General features: G+C 58.0%; 1 rRNA gene. It reads right to left on the minus strand.

Annotation, left to right across the window (positions count from 1 at the left end):
* A 23S ribosomal RNA gene (locus AC1D0P_RS30170) occupies positions 1 to 429 on the minus strand; the annotation flags it as partial.

The following is a 429-nucleotide window of genomic DNA, read 5'->3' on the forward strand; positions in this document are numbered from 1 at the left end:
GCTCCAGCCCCAGGATGCGATGAGTCGACATCGAGGTGCCAAACAACCCCGTCGATATGGACTCTTGGGGGTCATCAGCCTGTTATCCCCGGCGTACCTTTTATCCGTTGAGCGATGGCCCTTCCACGCGGGACCACCGGATCACTATGACCGACTTTCGTCTCTGCTCGACTTGTCAGTCTCGCAGTCAGGCGGGCTTATGCCATTGCACTCGACGAGCGATTTCCGACCGCTCTGAGCCCACCATCGCGCGCCTCCGTTACTCTTTCGGAGGCGACCGCCCCAGTCAAACTACCCACCATACACTGTCCCGGACCCGGATGACGGATCGCGGTTAGACATCCACGAAGATAAGGGTGGTATTTCAAGGATGGCTCCACAAGAACTGGCGTCCCTGCTTCAAAGCCTACCACCTATCCTACACATGCC

The sequence above is a fragment of the Polaromonas sp. P1_G2 genome, from assembly GCF_056405515.1.